The organism is Amycolatopsis jiangsuensis (assembly GCF_014204865.1).
GTDB classification, from domain to species: Bacteria; Actinomycetota; Actinomycetes; order Mycobacteriales; family Pseudonocardiaceae; genus Amycolatopsis; species Amycolatopsis jiangsuensis.
This window is the reverse complement of the sequence record NZ_JACHMG010000001.1, coordinates 455,581-472,095: the sequence shown is the minus strand read 5'-3', so window position 1 is coordinate 472,095 and position 16,515 is coordinate 455,581. Positions and strand designations below refer to the sequence as shown.

Sequence of the window (16,515 nt, the reverse complement as noted above, 5' to 3'; positions counted from 1 at the left end):
GCGGCCCCGGCTGGTAGAGACCCGGGCAGCGCGGACCCACTGCGCTGACACTTATCGTACGCGGGCTCCGGTACCGGACACAATCAGGGTCGCCATCGGCTCCCGCTACGCTGCGGGCAACGCCCCGGCCGCCGGGGACATTCCCCCGAAAGCCGCGCTGACGAGCCGATCTTCGTCCCGCGCCCAGCCCGCACCAGCCCCCCGCACCCAGCCCACGCACCAGCCACGAGGAGCCGTGATGCCCGAACCCGCAGCCTCTTCCGCGGACGCGACGGCGAGCACCGAGCAACGGCTCGGCACGACCGGTGTCGCGCACCGGGACGTCGGCGGCGCGGAAGCCGAATCGGCGAACCTCGCGTGGTGGGACACGGACGCCGATGACTACCACGCGACGCACGGCGAGTTCCTCGGCGACGCAGACTTCGTCTGGTGCCCCGAGGGCGTGTGTGAAGAGGACGCCCGGTTGCTCGGCGACGTACGCGGCCGCCGCGTGCTCGAGGTCGGCTGCGGGCAGGCCGCGTGCTCGCGGTGGCTCGCCGCGGCGGGCGCGGACGCAGTGGGCACCGACTTGTCCGCGGGCATGCTGCGGCACGCTCGCGCGGGCAACGACCGCACTGGCGTGAGCGTCCCCCTCGTGCAGGCCAACGCCGAGCGGCTGCCGTTCTCCGACAGCAGTTTCGACGTAGCGTGCTCGGCGTTCGGCGCGCTGCCTTTCGTGCCTTCGCTGGAGACGGTGTTCGCGGAGGTGCGTCGGGTACTGCGGCCGGGCACGCCGTGGGTCTTCTCGGTGACTCACCCGATGCGTTGGATCTTCCCGGACGACCCCGGCCCGCAGGGGCTGACCGTCACCCAGCCGTACTTCGACCGCACGCCGTACGTGGAGGTCGACGACGGCGGTGCGGCCACCTACGTCGAGTACCACCGCACTGTCGGCGACTACGTGCGCGCGCTCGCCGCCACCGGTTTCGCCCTCGAGGACCTGCTGGAGCCCGAGTGGCCGGCCGGGCACACCCGTACGTGGGGCCAGTGGAGCCCGCTGCGCGGCAGGCTTTTCCCCGGTACGGCGATCTTTCGCACCCGCCGCGGCTGAACGGTTACGCTGCGCCGGGTGAGCCACACCGAGCGCTTCGCCGCGCTGGACCCGCTTCTGCCGCCACCTCCGCCGGAGGCCGAAGGGGAGGCGATCGTGGCCGTGACGGCCACTGGGTCCCGAGTTTCCGGTGTCCTGCAACGGTATCGGCACGAGGCGGGCGACGCCGCGTTGCTCTGGTCGGCCGCACAGGTGTGGCAGCTGTTCCCCGATCCCGCGACTTCCGGCACCGAAGGGTTCGACGCGCTGCTCGGTGCGTTCCGGTCCCGAATGGACACCGAACCGGCCGAGCCCGACTCGGCGTGCGTGGTCAACTGGCCGAGCCGGGACGCCGAGGCGATCCGCGCGTTCCTCGACCACGGTCTGGTCCCGCTGGCCGCTCTCGCCGTGCGCACCGGACAGGCGCCACCCGCGCCCGTCACGGGCGGCCCGGACATCCGATGTGCGGGACCGGAGGACTTCGGCACCGTGCTGGACCTGTGCACCACCACCTTCGACTACACCGGCCTCGTGGCGCACCGCCGCCGCGACCAGACCGCCGAACTCCTGCGTCCCGCGCTGCGCCGGGCTCTCGACGAGCCCACCACCTGGCTGGCCGAGCGAGATGGCGAGGTGACCGGGCTCGCGCAGTGCGGCTGGATCGAATCCGCACTGGGAAACCAGGCCGGCGAACTGCTGCCGCCGGGCCGGTGGGGTTATGTCAACAACGTGGTCACCGCGCCCGCGCACTGCGGTACCGGTGTCGGCCGGGCGCTGATGGCTCGCGCTCACCGCGAACTGCACGAGCAGGACGTCGTCGGCACGTACCTCTACTACAACCCGCTCAACCCGCTCTCCTCGGTGTTCTGGCACCGGCAGGGCTATCGTCCACTGTGGACGTCCTGGGAGGCGCACCCGGCGTCCGCCCTGCGCTGACTCACCTGGTGGTGTGACGTGGCACGGCTCGGGTTGCCCGGCCACCGGAGACCGCGCTAGCTTTTGAACTGACTGGTCAGTTCAAAAGACGGGAGTGTGGCCGTGCAGGTCCACGCCGACCGGGTGTCCCTCGACGGGCCCCACGGTCCCTTGCTGCCCCCGACCTCGCTCCGCGTCGCGGAAGGCAGCCTCACCGTGGTGCACGGCGAGCCGGGGGTCGGGATCACCGCGCTGGCACTCGCGCTTTCCGGGCGGCTGCGTCCGACCACGGGCACGGTCACCGCCGACCCGGCCGGTGACCTGCGGAGCCTGGTGGCCGTGGTGGACGCGCCCGGGGTCAGCGAACCGGACGAGGCGCTGACCCTGCGGGTGGTCGCCGGCGAGGAGCTCGCGCTCGCGCACCGGCCGGCCGGCAAACCCGACGTGCAGGCCTGGCTGTCCGCGCACGACGCGGCGCCATTCGCCGAGACGCGGTTCGAAAACCTCGAGCCGGCGCTGCGCATCCGGCTGCTGACCGAGCTCGCCGCCGAGCGGGCCGGGGTCCGGGTGCTGGTCCTGGACACCCCGGACCGGCACACCAGCGAGGTCGCGACGTGGACCGGCGTGGCCCGGGCGCACGCGGAACGCGGATTCGCGGTCGCCGTGCTCGCCGCGACCACCCCGCTCACGGCGCTGCCGCAGCCGCCGGCCCGGATCGGGGCGGCCGAGCAACCGGACCCGGTGCGGTTCAGCGCCCCCGAAGCCGGCTCGGCGACCGAGGCCGATGCCGGAAACGAGAACGAGACCGCCGAAGGAGACCGGGCATGACCACCCCCGACAAGCGCGCCGGCGGCCTGAACGCGTTCCGGATCGCGCGCAACGAGCTGCGCCGGCTGTCCACCGGCGGGTTGCCGAAGCTGGCGCTGGCCGCGCTGGTGCTCGTTCCGTTGCTCTACGCGTCCTTCTACCTCTACGCCAACTACGATCCCTACGGCCGGCTGGACAAGCTGCCCGCGGCCGTGTTCACCGAGGACGCCGGCGCGAAGGACTCCTCGGGCGCGGAGCGCAACGTCGGGCGCGAGGTGACCGGCGAGCTGCTGGACTCCGGCACGTTCCAGTGGCATGAAGTGTCCGAAAAGGACGCTCGCGACGGGGTGCGCGACGACAGGTACTCGTTCGCCATCGGCATTCCCCGCGACTTCTCCGCGGCACTGCTGTCGTCCGGGAACTTCACTCCCCAGCAGGCGACGATCACGCTCACCACCAACGACGCCAACAACTACCTGTCCGGCACGATCGCGAAACAGGTGGCCGACCAGGTCCGCAAGACCATCGCGGAGAAGGTGGGCAGCGAGGCCGCCGACCGGTTCCTCGTCGGGTTCTCCACCATCTACGGCAAAATCTCCGAAGCGACCGACGGCGCCGAGCAACTCGCCGACGGCGCGGCCACCCTGCAGACCGGGCAGCACCAGCTCGCCGACGGCGCGAGCCGGCTCGCGGACGGCTCCGGCACACTCGCCACCGGGCTGGGCACGCTGAAGTCGAGCACCGCCGAGCTGCCCAGCCAGACCCGCAAGCTCGCGGACGGCGCCGGACAGGTGGCCGACGGCAACCAGAAGGTGGCCGATGCCGCCTCGCTGGCGGCTTCGGCGTCGGCGGACCTGCAGAGCCGCCTCGACGGATACCGGTCCCAGCTGAGCACCCAGCTGCACGACGCCGGACTGTCCGAGGCCCAGGTCGAGGACATCCTGAACCGGCTGGACACCCTGCGCTCCCCCGTCGACCAGGCGAACGGCAAGATCCAGTCGGCCAACGGAGACGTGCAGAAGCTCGCGAGCGGCGCCCGGCAGGTCTCCGACGGGGCACAGCAGCTCGCCTCCGCCGCACCCCAGCTGTCGAGCGGCATCGCGCAGGCCTCCGACGGCGCGAACCAGCTGCGGGACGGGGCGGCGAAGCTCGACGACGGCGAGAAGACCGCGGTCACCGGCACCGATCAGCTCGCGAGTGGTGCCAGCCAGCTGCGCGACGGCCTGTCGTCGGGGTTGTCGCAGATCCCGAACCCGGACGATCCGACCCGCACCGCCACCGCGAACACGATCGCCGACCCGGTCGCCGTGACCTCGAACGGCGTGGCCTCCGCGGGCACCTACGGCGCCGGACTCGCGCCGTTCTTCATCGCGCTGGCGACCTGGATCGGTGCGTTCGTGCTGTTCCTGCTGATCCGGCCGCTGTCCACCCGGGCGCTGACCGCCGGTGCGTCGCCGCTGCGGGTCGCGCTCGGCGGCTGGCTGTCCTCGGCGGTGCTCGGGCTGGCCCAGGTGGTGGTGCTGTTCGCCGCGGTGACCTGGCTCGTCGGCATCCACGTGGCGCATCCGCTCGGCGCGATCGGGTTCGCCTTCCTCGTGTCACTCGCGTTCACCTCGGTGGTGCACGCGCTGAACGCGTTCTTCGGCGCGGTCGGCAAGTTCCTCGGACTGGTCCTGCTGGTGCTGCAGCTGGTCAGCGCGGGCGGCACATTCCCGTGGCAGACCATCCCGGACGCGCTGTACCCGCTGCACGTGGTGCTGCCGATGGGGTATGCGATCGACGGCTTCCGGCACCTGCTCTATTCCGGGGCGTCCCTGCAGATCCTCGGGGACGTCGGAGTGCTGCTGGCCTACCTCGTCGGCGGGATCCTGCTGTCCACGCTGGCCGCGCGCAAGCACCGGGTCTGGTCGGTGTCGGCACTCAAACCCGAGCTCAGCCTGTGAGGGAGGCGACGAAGCAGAAGCTCTTCGAGGCCACCCTGCGGCTTTCGGCCGGCAAGGGGCTGGTCGGGCTGACGGTCGACGAAATCGCCGCCGAAGCCGGCGTGGCCAAGGGCACTGTGTACTACAACTTCGGTTCGAAGGACGGTCTGGTCGACGCGCTGCTGCGATTCGGCGTGGACCTGCTGGCCGGGCGGCTGCGCGCGGCCACCGCGGCCGGCCCGGAGGCCGACCCGCTCGAAGTGATCGAGGCACAGGTGGACGCCACCCTGGAGTTCATCGGCGAGTACCCGGGGTTTTCGCAGATCGTGGTGAGCGAGCTGTGGCAGACGCCGGGCCGGTGGCACGACACTCTTTCGCTGCTGCGCGAGGACATCATCGCGATCATGAAGACGCAGCTGGAACGGCTCGACGCGGCGCGGCGGCTGCCCGAGGGCGTCCGGATCCCGACCGCGGCGGCGGGACTGTTCGGCACGATGCTGGTCGTCGCGCTCGACTGGCAGGTGTTCCAGCCCGCGCGCACCCGGGCCGAGGTGCTCGACTCGGTGATGGTCCTGGTGCGCGGGCTGGGCCGGCGGTGAACAGGCAGGCGGTGAACGGGGCCCGGGCGGCCGGGCCCCGCGGGGGCGGTCAGCCGCAGTTGGCGCAGCAGCCGCAGCCCTTGCCGGTGCAGGCGGCGCAGCAGCCGTGGCGCAGGAACGTCGTGAAGAGCCGCTTGAGCATGTCTCGGTCCTCCGGATAGATGGTCATCGGCGCATCTCACGCTAAGTGCCCGTGCCCGGACGCGGATACCGCTGACCGGGCGGGTGCGCAGGGTGAATCCGCTGCGTCATCGTGCAGCTGCACGATTTCCTGCTCGTGCGGCGGATGACGAATGTGTCCACTGTGGACTTCCTGAAGCACCCCCGGCACCCCTTTCCGGCGGATAGTCTTTCGAGATGGCCGGTTTGAGGACGGAAGCGCTGCAGTGGGCAGCGCACACGGTGGCCCCCGGGGCGCGGGTGGCCGAGGTGCGGGGCATGCGCGACGGGAGCAGTCCCTGGCTGATTCGCTGGGAACGTTCCGGAGCGATCGAAGCAGCCGTCCTTCGAGTGGGTGGTTCCTCCCGGGAGCGACTGGTCACCGAAACCGCTGCGCTGCACCTGGCGGAACGGCATGCGCTCGCGGCTCCACGGGTGCTCGCGACCGACCTCGACGGGAAAGAGTGCGGGGAGGCGGCCTTCCTGACCACCGTTCTGCCCGGAACGAGCCGGATCCCGCGGTCACCGTCACCGTCTCGGCTGCGAGCACTCGGTGCGGCGGCGGCCGCCCTGCACGCCGTCGCCACGGACCCCGCCCCCGGTCTCCCGTTCCGGCGCTGGCCGATGGACACGTCGTCCGCGGGTTTCGTGATGGAACGGGATGCGCCCGCTGACTCGCCCTTGCGGGCCGAGGTGCGGGAGCGCCTCGCCGAAGTCCCGGTGCCCCAGGAGCCGTCCGTCCTGGTGCACGGCGACCTGTGGCAAGGCAACACGATGTGGGCCGGCGACGAGTGCACCGGCCTGGTCGACTGGGACTGCGCCGGCGCCGGCGCGGCCGGATCAGACCTCGGCAACCTGCGGTGCGACGCCGCGATCCTGGCCGGCCTGCCAGCCGCCGAACAGGTCCTCGACGGATGGCAACAGGCCGCGGGCCGCCCGGCGGAGCACGTCGCGTACTGGGACCTCACGGCGGCGCTGAGCACCCCGGCCGACCCGGCGAAATGGCTTCCCGCCATGCACGGCCAAGGCCGCACCGACCTCACCGCCCCGACCGTGTACCAACGCCGGGACGCCTTCCTGCAGGATGCCCTCGACCGGCTCGTGCGATCGTAAGCCGCTCCCCGCATCCGGACCCTGGTGAGTGCCCACGCCGGTGAGAACCGGCATCGGCACTCACGAGGCCGCGGGGAAACTCAGTGTGCAGCCTCGTTCCACGAGCGGCCGTAGCCGATGGAGACCTCCAGCGGGACGGCCAGCTCGTAGGCCGAGCCCATGCCCGCGCGGACCAGCTTCTCGACCTCTGCGCGTTCGCCGTCGGCGACTTCCAGAACCAGTTCGTCGTGCACCTGCAGCAGGACGCGGCTGCCCAGCCCCGCCTCGGTCAGGGCGCGGTGCACGTTGAGCATCGCGACCTTGATGATGTCCGCCGCGCTGCCCTGGATCGGCGCGTTGAGCGCCATGCGCTCGGCCATTTCGCGGCGCTGCCGGTTGTCGCTGGTGAGGTCGGGCAGGTAACGGCGGCGGCCGAAGATCGTCTCCGTGTACCCGCGCTTCGCCGCCTCGCCGACCACCGACTGCAGGTAGTCGCGCACCCCGCCGAACCGCGCGAAGTACGCCTCCATCTGCTCCTTCGCCTCGTCGGTGGAAATGCGCAGCTGCTGGGAGAGCCCGTACGCGGACAAGCCGTAGGCCAGTCCGTAGGACATCGCCTTGACGCGGTAGCGCTGCTCCGGCGTGATCTCCTCGGCCGGCACCGAGAAGGCCCGCGAGGCCACGAACGTGTGCAGGTCCTCGCCGCTGTTGAAGGCCTCGATCAGGCCCTCGTCCTGCGACAGGTGCGCCATGATGCGCATTTCGATCTGGCTGTAGTCCGCGGTCATCAGCTCGGTCCAGCCCTCGCCGACCACGAACGCGTCGCGGATGCGCCGGCCCTCCTCGGTGCGGACCGGGATGTTCTGCAGGTTCGGCTCGATCGACGACAGCCTGCCGGTGGCCGCGATCGTCTGCTGCAGCGTGGTGTGGATGCGCCCGTCGTCGGCGATCGACTTGATCAGACCCTCGACCGTGGTCCGCAGCCGGGTCGCGTCGCGGTGTTCCAGCAGGTGCTGCAGGAACGGGTGCTCGGTCTTCTCGAACAGGCCCTGCAGCGCCTCGGCATCGGTGGTGTAACCGGTCTTGGTGCGCTTGGTCTTCGGCATGCCCAGCTCGTCGAACAGCACCACCTGCAGCTGCTTCGGCGAACCCAGGTTGATCTGCTTGCCGATCACCCCGTAAGCGGCGTCCGCGGCCTGCGTGACCCGGTTGAGGTAGTGCGCCTCGAGCTCGGTGAGCTGGTCGGCGTCGACCGCGATGCCCGCCGCTTCCAGCTCGGTGATGACCTCCAGCAGCGGCAGTTCCAGCTCCGCCAGCAGCTTCGCGCCGCCCAGCTCGCCGAGCTCGGTCTCCAGCGCGCCGCCCAGCTCGGCCACCGCGCGGGCGCGCACCAGCTCGTCGGAGATCTCCTTCTGCTCCAGTTCGTCCGCCCCGCCGTCGAGCAGGGACAGCTGACCGTCGCCGTCGCCCGATTCCGAACGCAGCTCTCGGTGCAGGTAGCGCAGTGCCAGATCGTCGAGCCCGAACGTGCGCTGCCCGGGCCGCGCGAGGTAGGCGGCGAGCGCGGTGTCCATGACCAGCCCGGCGAACGTCCAGCCGCGGGCCCGCACCGCGTGCAGCGGCACCTTCAGATCGTGGCCGATCTTGCGGATCCCGCCGTCGGCGAACCACGCCGACAGCGCCCGGTCGTCCGCCTCGTCCATCGCGGTGACGTCGACGTGGGCACCCTCGCCGTCGGCCGCGGCGAAGGACACCGCGCGCAGGTCCGACCGGACCGAGGAACCGGTGGTGCGAAACGCCAGCGCGACCGGCTCGCCCGGACCGGTGTGCGCGCCGAGCCACTCGGCCAGCGCACCGGGCGCGAGCGCGGAACCGGACACCTCGAAGCCCTCCTGGGCCTCCGGCTCGGCGCTGCTGAGGGTGGCGAAGAGCCGGTCGCGCAGCACCCGGAACTCCAGCTCGTCGAACAACCGGTGCACTGCTTCGCGGTCCCACGGGCGCAGCTCCAGCTCGGTGGGCGTGGCCGCCAGCGGCACGTCCCGGACCAGCTCGGTGAGCTCGCGGTTGAGCGTGACCGAGGACAGGTGCGCGCGCAGCGCGTCGCCCACCTTGCCCTTGACCTCGTCGACCCGGTCGATCAGCTCGGCCAGCGTGCCGAACTGGCGGATCCACTTGGCCGCGGTCTTCTCCCCCACCCCCGGGATGCCGGGCAGGTTGTCCGACGGATCGCCGCGCAGCGCCGCGAAGTCCGGGTACTGGCTCGGGGTGAGGCCGTACTTCTCCTCGACCGCGTCCGGGGTGAAGCGGACCAGGTCCGACACCCCGCGCTTGGGGTAGAGCACGGTGACCCGGTCGCCGACCAGCTGCAGCGCGTCCCGGTCGCCGGTGCAGATCAGCACGTCGAAGTCCGCCACGGCGGCCTGTGTGGTGAGTGTGGCGATGATGTCGTCGGCCTCGAAGTTCTCCTTGACCAGCGACGGGATGCCGAGCACCTCGAGCACTTCCTTGACCAGGTCGACCTGGCCGCGGAACTCGTCCGGGGTGGTGCTGCGGTTGGCCTTGTAGTCGGCGTAGGTCTCCGACCGGAACGTCTTGCGGGACAGGTCGAAGGCCACCGCCAGATGCGTGGGTGCCTCGTCGCGCAGCAGGTTGATCAGCATCGAGGTGAACCCGAACACCGCGTTCGTGACCTGCCCGGTCTTGGTGCGGAAGTTCTCCGCGGGCAGCGCGAAGAACGCACGGTAGGCCATCGAATGACCGTCGATGAGCAGCAGCCGGGGCCGCTCGGCGGTGGTGGTGGCGCCTGTGGCGTTGGCAACGGTTCGGTTCTCACTCGGGCTCACGGGGCCGAGTCTAAGGTGAGGGTCCGACACTCTTGCGTGTCGCATACGTTGAGGAGCGTGGAGTGACCGAACAGGCCACCGGAACGGCGCTGGAGTCGTTCGCGGGCATCGATCCCGCGGCGGCCGGCCAGCAGCTGAACGACAAGATCGGGCTGAAGATCATCGAAGCCTCTTCCGAACGGGTCGTCGGCACCATCCCGGTCGAGGGCAACCTGCAGCCCTACGGCCTGCTGCACGGCGGCGCGAACGCCACGGTCGCCGAGGCGCTCGGTTCGGTCCTCGCCGCGCTCAACGCCGGGCCGGACCGCGCCGCGATGGGCCTCGAGCTGTCCTGCACGCACCACCGGGCAGTCCGCTCCGGCACGGTCACCGCCGTCGCGACTCCCCTGCACGTCGGCCGCGGCACGATCACCACGGAGATCGTGCTCACCGACGACCAGGACCGGCGCACCTGCACCGCCCGGCTGACTTGTGTGGTCCGGGACCGGCCACCAGGCTCCTGAGGAGCAGCCAGATCCGCCCCCGCACCCCGATCCGAAGCCCCGACGCGGTTCGTCACGATCAGGCTTAGGGGTGCCCGCCACAACCCTCAGCCGACGCCGAGGTAGGCCTCCTTGATGCTCGAGTCGGCGAGCAGTTCGCGGCCGGTGCCGGTTTTGGTGATCCGGCCGGTTTCCAGTACGTACGCGCGGTGCGCCCGGGACAGCGCCTGCTGCGCGTTCTGCTCCACCAGCAGCACCGTGGTGCCCTGCCGGTTGATCTCGGTGATGATCCGGAAGATCTGCTGGATGAACTGCGGCGCCAGGCCCATCGACGGCTCGTCCAGCAGCAGCAGCCGGGGCTTGGCCATCAGCGCCCGCCCGATCGCGAGCATCTGCTGCTCGCCACCGGACATGGTGCCGCCGACCTGGGTGCGGCGTTCGGCCAGCCGCGGGAACAGCTCGAAGACCCGGTCGAAGTCCGCCTGCAGGCTCTTGCGGTCTTTGCGCGCGTACGCGCCCATGTCCAGGTTCTCCAGCACCGTCATGCCGGGGAAGATCCCGCGGCCCTCCGGGGACTGCGAAATCCCGCGCACCACCCGCAGGTCACCGCGCAGCCGGGTGATGTCCTCGCCGTCGAACCGGATCGAGCCGCCGGACACCGGGCGGATCCCGGAGATGGCCCGCATCGTGGTGGACTTGCCGGCGCCGTTCGCGCCGATGAGGGTGACGACCTCGCCCTCCTCCACCGTGATGGACAGGCCGGACACCGCCTGGATCCGGCCATAGTGGACGGACACTTCGGACAGTTCAAGCAACGTCATCGTCGGGCACCCCCAGGTAAGCGGCGATCACCGCGGGATCCTCGCGGATCTGCGCGGGCAGTCCTTCGGCGATCTTCTTGCCGAACTCCAGCACCACGATCCGGTCGGTCACGCCCATCACGAGCTTCATGTCGTGTTCGATCAGCAGGACGGTGTACCCGTCGTCGCGGATCGTCCGGATCAGCCCCATGAGCTCTTCCTTCTCCGCCGGGTTGAACCCGGCGGCCGGCTCGTCGAGGCACAGCAGCTTCGGCTCGGTGGCCAGCGCCCGGGCGATCTCCAGCCGCCGCTGGTAGCCGTAGGGCAGGTTCTTCGCCCGGTCCGCGGCGCGGTCGGCGATACCGACGAACTCCAGCAGTGCCATCGCCCTGTCGATCGCCTGCTTCTCCTCGCGGTGATGGCGCGGGGAACGCAGGAGCGCGCCGAGCAGGCTGGTGCGGTGGCGCGCGTCGGTACCGACGACCACGTTCTCCAGTGCGGTCATCTCGCCGAAGAGCCGGATGTTCTGGAACGTCCGCGCGATGCCGAGCTGGGTGATGGCGTGCCGAGAGGCCTTGGCCAGTGGACGGCCCTCCAGCCGCACCTGCCCGGACGTCGGCCGGTAGACCCCGGTCATCGCGTTGAAGCAGGTGGTCTTGCCGGCACCGTTCGGCCCGATCAGGCCGAGGATCTCGCCGCGCCGGATGCCGAAGGACACCGAGTCCAGCGCGACCAGCCCGCCGAAGCGCACCGTGACGTCGTCGACGTCCAGCAGTGTCTGCCCGACCGAGACCTCCATGTCCCGGTCGGGCGCGACGGCCTCGAAAACCTCGGTCTGGTGCTCGGCGAACTGCGCGGCGGTCATGTTCGCGACTTCGGCCACCAGCCCGCCCTCGGCCGGGACCTCCGGGCGGTTGCCGTTGCCAGGGGCGGTCATACCTTCTCTCCCGGGTTCTCGGTGGCCAGTGAACCGTCGCTGCTGACCTGCTCACCCTTGCCCAGCAGCCGGCGGTAGGCCTGCCTGCCGTAGGTGAGCAGCCGCTGCCGCGCGCCGAGCAGGCCCTGCGGGCGGAAGATCATCAGGATGATCAGCGCCAGGCCGAAGATCAGGTACTTGTACTCCGCGATCGCCTGGAACCGCAGCGGGATGTAGGCCACCACCACCGCGCCCAGCAGCACGCCGACCTTGTTGCCCGCACCGCCGAGGATCACCGCGGCGAGGAACAGCATGGACGTGACGACGTCGAACTTCTGGTTGTTCACGAAGCCCAGCTGCCCGGCGTAGAGCGCGCCGGAGAGCCCGCCGATCGCGGCACCGCCGACGAACGCCCAGATCTTGAACTTGAACGTGGGTACACCCATGATCTCGGCCGCGTCCTCGTCGTCGCGGATGGCCACCCACGCGCGGCCGACGCGGCTGCGTTCCAGGTTCCCGACCAGCAGCAGCACCAGGATGATCAGCGTGACGCACAGCCAGTACCACGGGGTTCCGTTGGTGTTGCTGAACAACGGGCTGCCGTCGGCGTTCGTGCCCGGCGGATGCCCGACACTCTGGAACCCGCGGTTGCCGCGCAGCGGCGTCACGTTGTCGGCCAAGAGCCGCACGATCTCGCCGAACCCGAGCGTCACGATCGCCAGGTAGTCCCCGCGCAACCGCAGCGTCGGCGTCCCGAGGATCACCCCGAAGATCATCGTGACCACCATCGCGATCGGCAGCACGACGAGGAACGGCAGCTTGGACAGGGACGAGTCGGGGCTGGTGAACAGCGCCATCACGTAGGCGCCGATCGCGAAGAAGCCGACGTACCCGAGGTCCAGCAGGCCCGCCTGGCCGACCACCACGTTGAGTCCGATGGCGACCAGCGCGTAGCGGGACACCTCGAACATCGCGGTCGCGAAGTCGTAACCGGGCTGGGTGGTGAGGATCGGCGGGTTGAGCACCGGCAGCAGGTAGATGATCACCACCAGCGGGATCAGCACCGCCCACTGCTGGACCCGGGGCAGGTTGTTCCACCAGTCCGACACCGGGCGCCTGCGCTTGGCCGCGGCGTGGGCGGGCGGGGTCGAGGTCACCGTCATACCCGCGCCTTTCCGAGCGACTCACCGAGGATGCCGGTGGGCCGGATCATCAGGATCAGCACCAGCAGCACGAACGCCACGACGTCGCGCCACTGCCCGCCGAACAGCGACTGGCCGTAGTTCTCCACGACGCCGAGCAGCAGACCGCCGAGCAGCGCGCCGCGCAGGTTGCCGATACCGCCCAGCACCGCGGCGGTGAACGCCTTGATGCCGAGGATGAAGCCGCCCTGGTACGAGGCGCCCTGCGGGATCTTCATCATGTAGAACAGCGCGGCCGCCCCGGCCAGCAGGCCACCGATGAGGAACGTGGTCATGATGACGCGTTCCTTGTTGACGCCCATCAGCGTCGCGGTGTCCGGATCCTGTGCCACCGCGCGGATTCCGCGGCCGAACCGGGTCCGGTTGACGAACAGGTCGGTGCCGGCCATCAGCAGGATCGAGGCGATCACGGTGATGATGGTGACGTTGGTGACGCTCGCGCCGAAGATCTCGAAGACCTCGTCGTTGCGCAGCAGCCGAATGCTGTTCTCCGGGTTGCCACCGCGCCAGATGAACAGGATCTGCTGCAGCACGAACGAGGCACCGATCGCGGTGATCAGGAAGACCAGCCTCGGCGCCCCGCGTTTGCGCAGTGGCCGGTAGGCGACCCGTTCCAGCACCACCGCGGTCCCGCCGGAGACGGCCATCGCCGCGATGAGCGCGAGCAGCAGGAACCCGACCAGTTCGAAGATCGGCAGCTCCGCGGTCGCACCGGGGCGGAACCCGAGGCCGTAGAAGACGAACCACGTCGCGTAGGCGCCGTAGATGAACACCTCGGAGTGGGCGAAGTTGATCAGTTTGAGCACGCCGTAGACGAGGGTGTACCCCAGCGCCACGAGCGCGTAGATGCTGCCGTAGGACAGACCGTCGATCGTGTTGCTCCAGAACTGGTTCAGGAACGAATCGACGTCGAAGTTGATCCAGCTGTCGCCCTGGGCCAGGACGAGGGAGCCGAGGTCATGGGTCATCGACACACTAGTTCTCCAAGTGGGGCCGGGGTGTGCGCGTGGCGGCGTCGAGCCGCCCGCCGCACACCCCGGTACCGCGCAGGGCCGAAGGGGTTACTTGATCTCGGTGTTGCGGACGATCTTCCCGCCGTCGACCTTGTAGGACCACACGGTCGTCTTCGCCAGCTCGCCGTGCGAGTCCCACTTGAAGTGCTTGGTGAGGCCCTGGCCGTCGTAGTTCTTCACGAAGTCCAGCATCCCGGCGCGGTCCTTCTTGCCCGCGTCGACGCCCTTGAGCAGGATCGTCGCGATGTCGTACGCCTCGGGCGAGTAGGTGCCCGGGTCCTTGCCCGCCGCGGCCTTGTACGCCTCGGTGAACTTGGTGAACTGGTCGGCGGGCACGCACGGGCAGGTGAAGTAGGCCTTGCTCGCGGCGTCGCCGGCACCCTTGACGAACTCGTCGTCCTTCACCCCGTCCGGACCGACGAACTTGGCCTCGACCCCGGCGTCGCTCAGCTGCTGGGCGAACGGAGCGCCCTCGCGGTAGTAGCCGGAGTAGAACACCGCGTCCGGGTTCGCGCCCTTGACCTTGTTGACCACCGCGGAGAAGTCGGTCTGCTTCGACTTGACGCTGTCGCTGCAGGTCGCCTTGTCGCCGAGCGCCTTGGTGATCGACGCGGCGAGACCGGTGCCGTATTCGGAGTCGTCCTGGATCACGCAGACCTTGGACGCCTTCAGCTCGCCGGTGATGAACTTCGCGGCGGCCGGGCCCTGGGTGCTGTCGTTGCCGAGCCCGCGGAAGAAGGTCTTCCAGCCGTTCTGCGCCAGCCCGGGATTGGTCGCCGCCGGGGTGACGCTGACCAGGCCGGCCTGGTCGAAGATGTTGCCGACCGCCTTCGACTCACCGGAGAACGGCAGGCCGATCACTCCGATGATGGCCGGGGTGTTGACGATCTGGTTCACGATGCCGGGCGCCTTGTCCGGCGTGCCCTCGGTGTCGTACTGCTTCAGGGTGACCTTGCAGCCCGGGTTGGCCTTGTTGTGCTGATCCACGGCGAGCTTCGCGCCGTTGAGGATGTTCTGTCCCAGCGCGGCGTTCTCACCGTTGATGGTGCCGGCGTAGGCGAGCGAGACCGGCGAGCACTGCGCTTTGCCGTCGCCTGCCGGATCCGCCGCGTCGGCCGCCGCCGACGGCGCCGCGCCCTGCGGGCCGGCACTGTCCCCGCCGGAGCCGGTGTCGGTACGGGCCGCGCACGCGCTGAGCGAAATCGCCCCCGCCGCCGCCAGCACGATGACCTTCGTGAGTCGTGCTCTCTGCACTCGTTCCTCCATATGCCACCCGCACGCTCGGTGAACGACGGGGCCTCACTGGGACTTCGACTGGCCGCTGAACGTAGCCGCCGGACGAGGCGTTGCACAGAGTCACAGCACGTCTTGTATCCACATCGTGACGGTCATCAGAGCGTTAACCCACGATTTACACTCGATCATCCCAACGGGAATCTCCGAGTACTAACACTGCGTGTGCGCGATTCTGCCCGAACGGAGCCCTTGACTTACGGCCTGATCGATGGTCGCAGTTTAGGAACTCCGGGTCCGCCGTCGCGGCCCGAAGCACGACGACCGCGTCCCGAGGTAGCAAATCTGCCCGTTTGCGCAGCGCACAGCCGCCGCGGACAGCACGAAGCGGGCGCGACCCGACAGGGGCACGCCCGCTTCCGCGGTGCTGCGGGGACGGGTCAGCCGATGCTCTCCACCACGGCCTCGGCCACCGCCTTCATCGTGCTGCGGCGGTCCATCGCGGTGCGCTGGATCCAGCGGAAAGCGTCCGGCTCGGTGAGGCCCTGGCGGCTCATCAGCAGGCCCTTGGCCCGGTCGATGACCTTGCGCGTCTCGAGCCGGTCGGTGAGGCCGGCGACCTCCGCCTCGAGCGCCTGCAGCTCGGAGAACCGGCTGACCGCCAGCTCGATCGCGGGCACCAGGTCGCGCTTGGCGAACGGCTTGACCAGATACGCCATGGTGCCCGCTTCCCGGGCCCGTTCGACGAGATCGCGCTGGCTGAACGCGGTGAGGATGACGACCGGGGCGATCCGGTCGCCGGTGATCTTGGCGGCCGCCTCGATGCCGTCCAGCTTGGGCATCTTGACGTCGAGGATCACCAGATCCGGCTTGAGGTCGGTGGCGAGGCTGATGGCTTCTTCGCCGTCCCCGGCCTCGCCGACCACCTCGTAGCCCTCTTCGCGCAGCATCTCGACCAGATCGAGCCGGATGAGCGCCTCGTCCTCGGCGACGAGCACGCGGCGCTGCGGCACGGTATCGGTACCGGCCTCGGCAGCCTGTTCGGTCACCGGTGTCCTCCTGGCAGTTCGACGGGACGGTGCGTCGCGGTCACCCGCGAACCGCAAGCCTACCGGGAACGATGCAGTTCTCACGATGGCGTTCACCACGAAGTGGCGGGCGTGACACTGCCCCGACCAGGGCCACGAAGCCGCGATCCCGTAGAGTCCCCCGCGACCGGCCCCCGTAGCCCAACTGGCAGAGGCAACGGATTCAAAACCCGTCCAGTGTGAGTTCGAATCTCACCGGGGGCACGTACAGCATCCACACAAGCCGATCCTGTGCGTTGACCAGGTGTTTTGCGTGTGGATCGCATGGTCTTACTCGTCTTTTCCGCCTGGACGGCGATCTGGGGTGGCTCGTCGGCAGGTAGTCGGATCTCGATGGTGCTCCCCTCGGTGTCGTCGATCAGGCGGACCGCGAGT

General features: G+C 69.9%; 14 protein-coding genes and 1 tRNA gene. 8 read left to right on the top strand and 7 right to left on the bottom strand.

Annotation, left to right across the window (positions count from 1 at the left end):
- The first annotated feature begins 238 nt into the window (after positions 1–238).
- From BJY18_RS01995 to BJY18_RS01970, 6 genes are all read left to right on the top strand, one after another.
- The gene (locus BJY18_RS01995) at positions 239–1,090 is read left to right on the top strand and encodes a class I SAM-dependent methyltransferase (RefSeq protein WP_184777159.1); all 852 of its coding nucleotides are present in this window, start codon (positions 239–241) and stop codon (positions 1,088–1,090) included.
- Positions 1,091–1,108: 18 nt separating this feature from the next.
- Positions 1,109–2,005: a GNAT family N-acetyltransferase gene (locus BJY18_RS01990; RefSeq protein ID WP_184777157.1), complete on the top strand. Its 897-nt coding sequence runs from the start codon at positions 1,109–1,111 to the stop codon at positions 2,003–2,005.
- A 102-nt stretch (positions 2,006–2,107) separates the two neighbouring features.
- Positions 2,108–2,812: an ABC transporter ATP-binding protein gene (locus BJY18_RS01985; RefSeq protein ID WP_184784357.1), complete on the top strand. Its 705-nt coding sequence runs from the start codon at positions 2,108–2,110 to the stop codon at positions 2,810–2,812.
- A gap of 26 nt (positions 2,813–2,838) precedes the next feature.
- Positions 2,839–4,734 (top strand): YhgE/Pip domain-containing protein, encoded by a 1,896-nt coding sequence (locus tag BJY18_RS01980; RefSeq protein WP_184784356.1) that lies wholly within the window; start codon positions 2,839–2,841, stop codon positions 4,732–4,734.
- Complete coding sequence (locus BJY18_RS01975) at positions 4,731–5,312, top strand: TetR/AcrR family transcriptional regulator (RefSeq protein WP_184777155.1); 582 nt, start codon at positions 4,731–4,733, stop codon at positions 5,310–5,312. Before BJY18_RS01980 ends, BJY18_RS01975 begins: the two co-directional genes overlap by 4 nt.
- A gap of 357 nt (positions 5,313–5,669) precedes the next feature.
- Complete coding sequence (locus tag BJY18_RS01970; protein ID WP_184777153.1) at positions 5,670–6,584, top strand: aminoglycoside phosphotransferase family protein; 915 nt, start codon at positions 5,670–5,672, stop codon at positions 6,582–6,584.
- An 80-nt stretch (positions 6,585–6,664) separates the two neighbouring features.
- Here the strand turns inward: BJY18_RS01970 and polA are convergent, their stop codons facing one another.
- A complete protein-coding gene (gene polA / locus BJY18_RS01965; RefSeq protein WP_184777151.1) occupies positions 6,665–9,406 on the bottom strand; it encodes a DNA polymerase I in 2,742 nt (913 codons plus the stop codon).
- 62 nt (positions 9,407–9,468) lie between these two features.
- Here polA and BJY18_RS01960 point away from each other — a divergent pair, with 62 nt between their 5' ends.
- Positions 9,469–9,909, top strand: coding sequence for a PaaI family thioesterase (locus BJY18_RS01960; RefSeq protein WP_184777149.1), 441 nt, complete (start codon positions 9,469–9,471; stop codon positions 9,907–9,909).
- Positions 9,910–9,995: 86 nt separating this feature from the next.
- On the opposite strand, the gene BJY18_RS01955 is transcribed toward BJY18_RS01960, so the two are convergent.
- The 6 genes from BJY18_RS01955 to BJY18_RS01930 form a co-directional block, all read right to left on the bottom strand.
- Positions 9,996–10,709, bottom strand: a complete 714-nt coding sequence (locus BJY18_RS01955; RefSeq protein WP_184777147.1) for an ABC transporter ATP-binding protein — start codon at positions 10,707–10,709, stop codon at positions 9,996–9,998.
- Entirely contained in the window at positions 10,696–11,625 is a 930-nt protein-coding gene (locus BJY18_RS01950; protein ID WP_184777145.1) for an ABC transporter ATP-binding protein, read from the bottom strand. The genes BJY18_RS01955 and BJY18_RS01950 overlap by 14 nt, the downstream gene beginning before the upstream one ends.
- Entirely contained in the window at positions 11,622–12,767 is a 1,146-nt protein-coding gene (locus BJY18_RS01945; RefSeq protein WP_184777143.1) for a branched-chain amino acid ABC transporter permease, read from the bottom strand. Before BJY18_RS01945 ends, BJY18_RS01950 begins: the two co-directional genes overlap by 4 nt.
- Complete coding sequence (locus BJY18_RS01940; protein ID WP_184784355.1) at positions 12,764–13,774, bottom strand: branched-chain amino acid ABC transporter permease; 1,011 nt, start codon at positions 13,772–13,774, stop codon at positions 12,764–12,766. Before BJY18_RS01940 ends, BJY18_RS01945 begins: the two co-directional genes overlap by 4 nt.
- A gap of 93 nt (positions 13,775–13,867) precedes the next feature.
- Entirely contained in the window at positions 13,868–15,043 is a 1,176-nt protein-coding gene (locus tag BJY18_RS01935) for a branched-chain amino acid ABC transporter substrate-binding protein (protein ID WP_184784354.1), read from the bottom strand.
- A 449-nt stretch (positions 15,044–15,492) separates the two neighbouring features.
- On the bottom strand, positions 15,493–16,101 hold the full coding sequence (locus BJY18_RS01930; protein WP_184777141.1) for an ANTAR domain-containing response regulator: 609 nt from the start codon (positions 16,099–16,101) through the stop codon (positions 15,493–15,495).
- Between the two features lie 169 nt (positions 16,102–16,270).
- On the opposite strand from BJY18_RS01930, the gene BJY18_RS01925 reads away from it, so the two are divergent.
- Positions 16,271–16,344, top strand: a tRNA-Leu gene (locus BJY18_RS01925).
- The last annotated feature ends 171 nt before the right edge of the window (positions 16,345–16,515 follow it).

Bases quoted from the DNA above. Each gene is read 5' to 3' on its own strand.
- BJY18_RS01995 (WP_184777159.1), top strand. From the start codon at position 239: ATGCCCGAACCCGCAGCCTCTTCCGCGGACGCGACGGCGAGCACCGAG.
- BJY18_RS01970 (WP_184777153.1), top strand. From the start codon at position 5,670: ATGGCCGGTTTGAGGACGGAAGCGCTGCAGTGGGCAGCGCACACGGTG.
- BJY18_RS01955 (WP_184777147.1), bottom strand. From the start codon at position 10,709: ATGACGTTGCTTGAACTGTCCGAAGTGTCCGTCCACTATGGCCGGATC.
- BJY18_RS01950 (WP_184777145.1), bottom strand. From the start codon at position 11,625: ATGACCGCCCCTGGCAACGGCAACCGCCCGGAGGTCCCGGCCGAGGGC.
- BJY18_RS01945 (WP_184777143.1), bottom strand. From the start codon at position 12,767: ATGACGGTGACCTCGACCCCGCCCGCCCACGCCGCGGCCAAGCGCAGG.
- BJY18_RS01940 (WP_184784355.1), bottom strand. From the start codon at position 13,774: ATGACCCATGACCTCGGCTCCCTCGTCCTGGCCCAGGGCGACAGCTGG.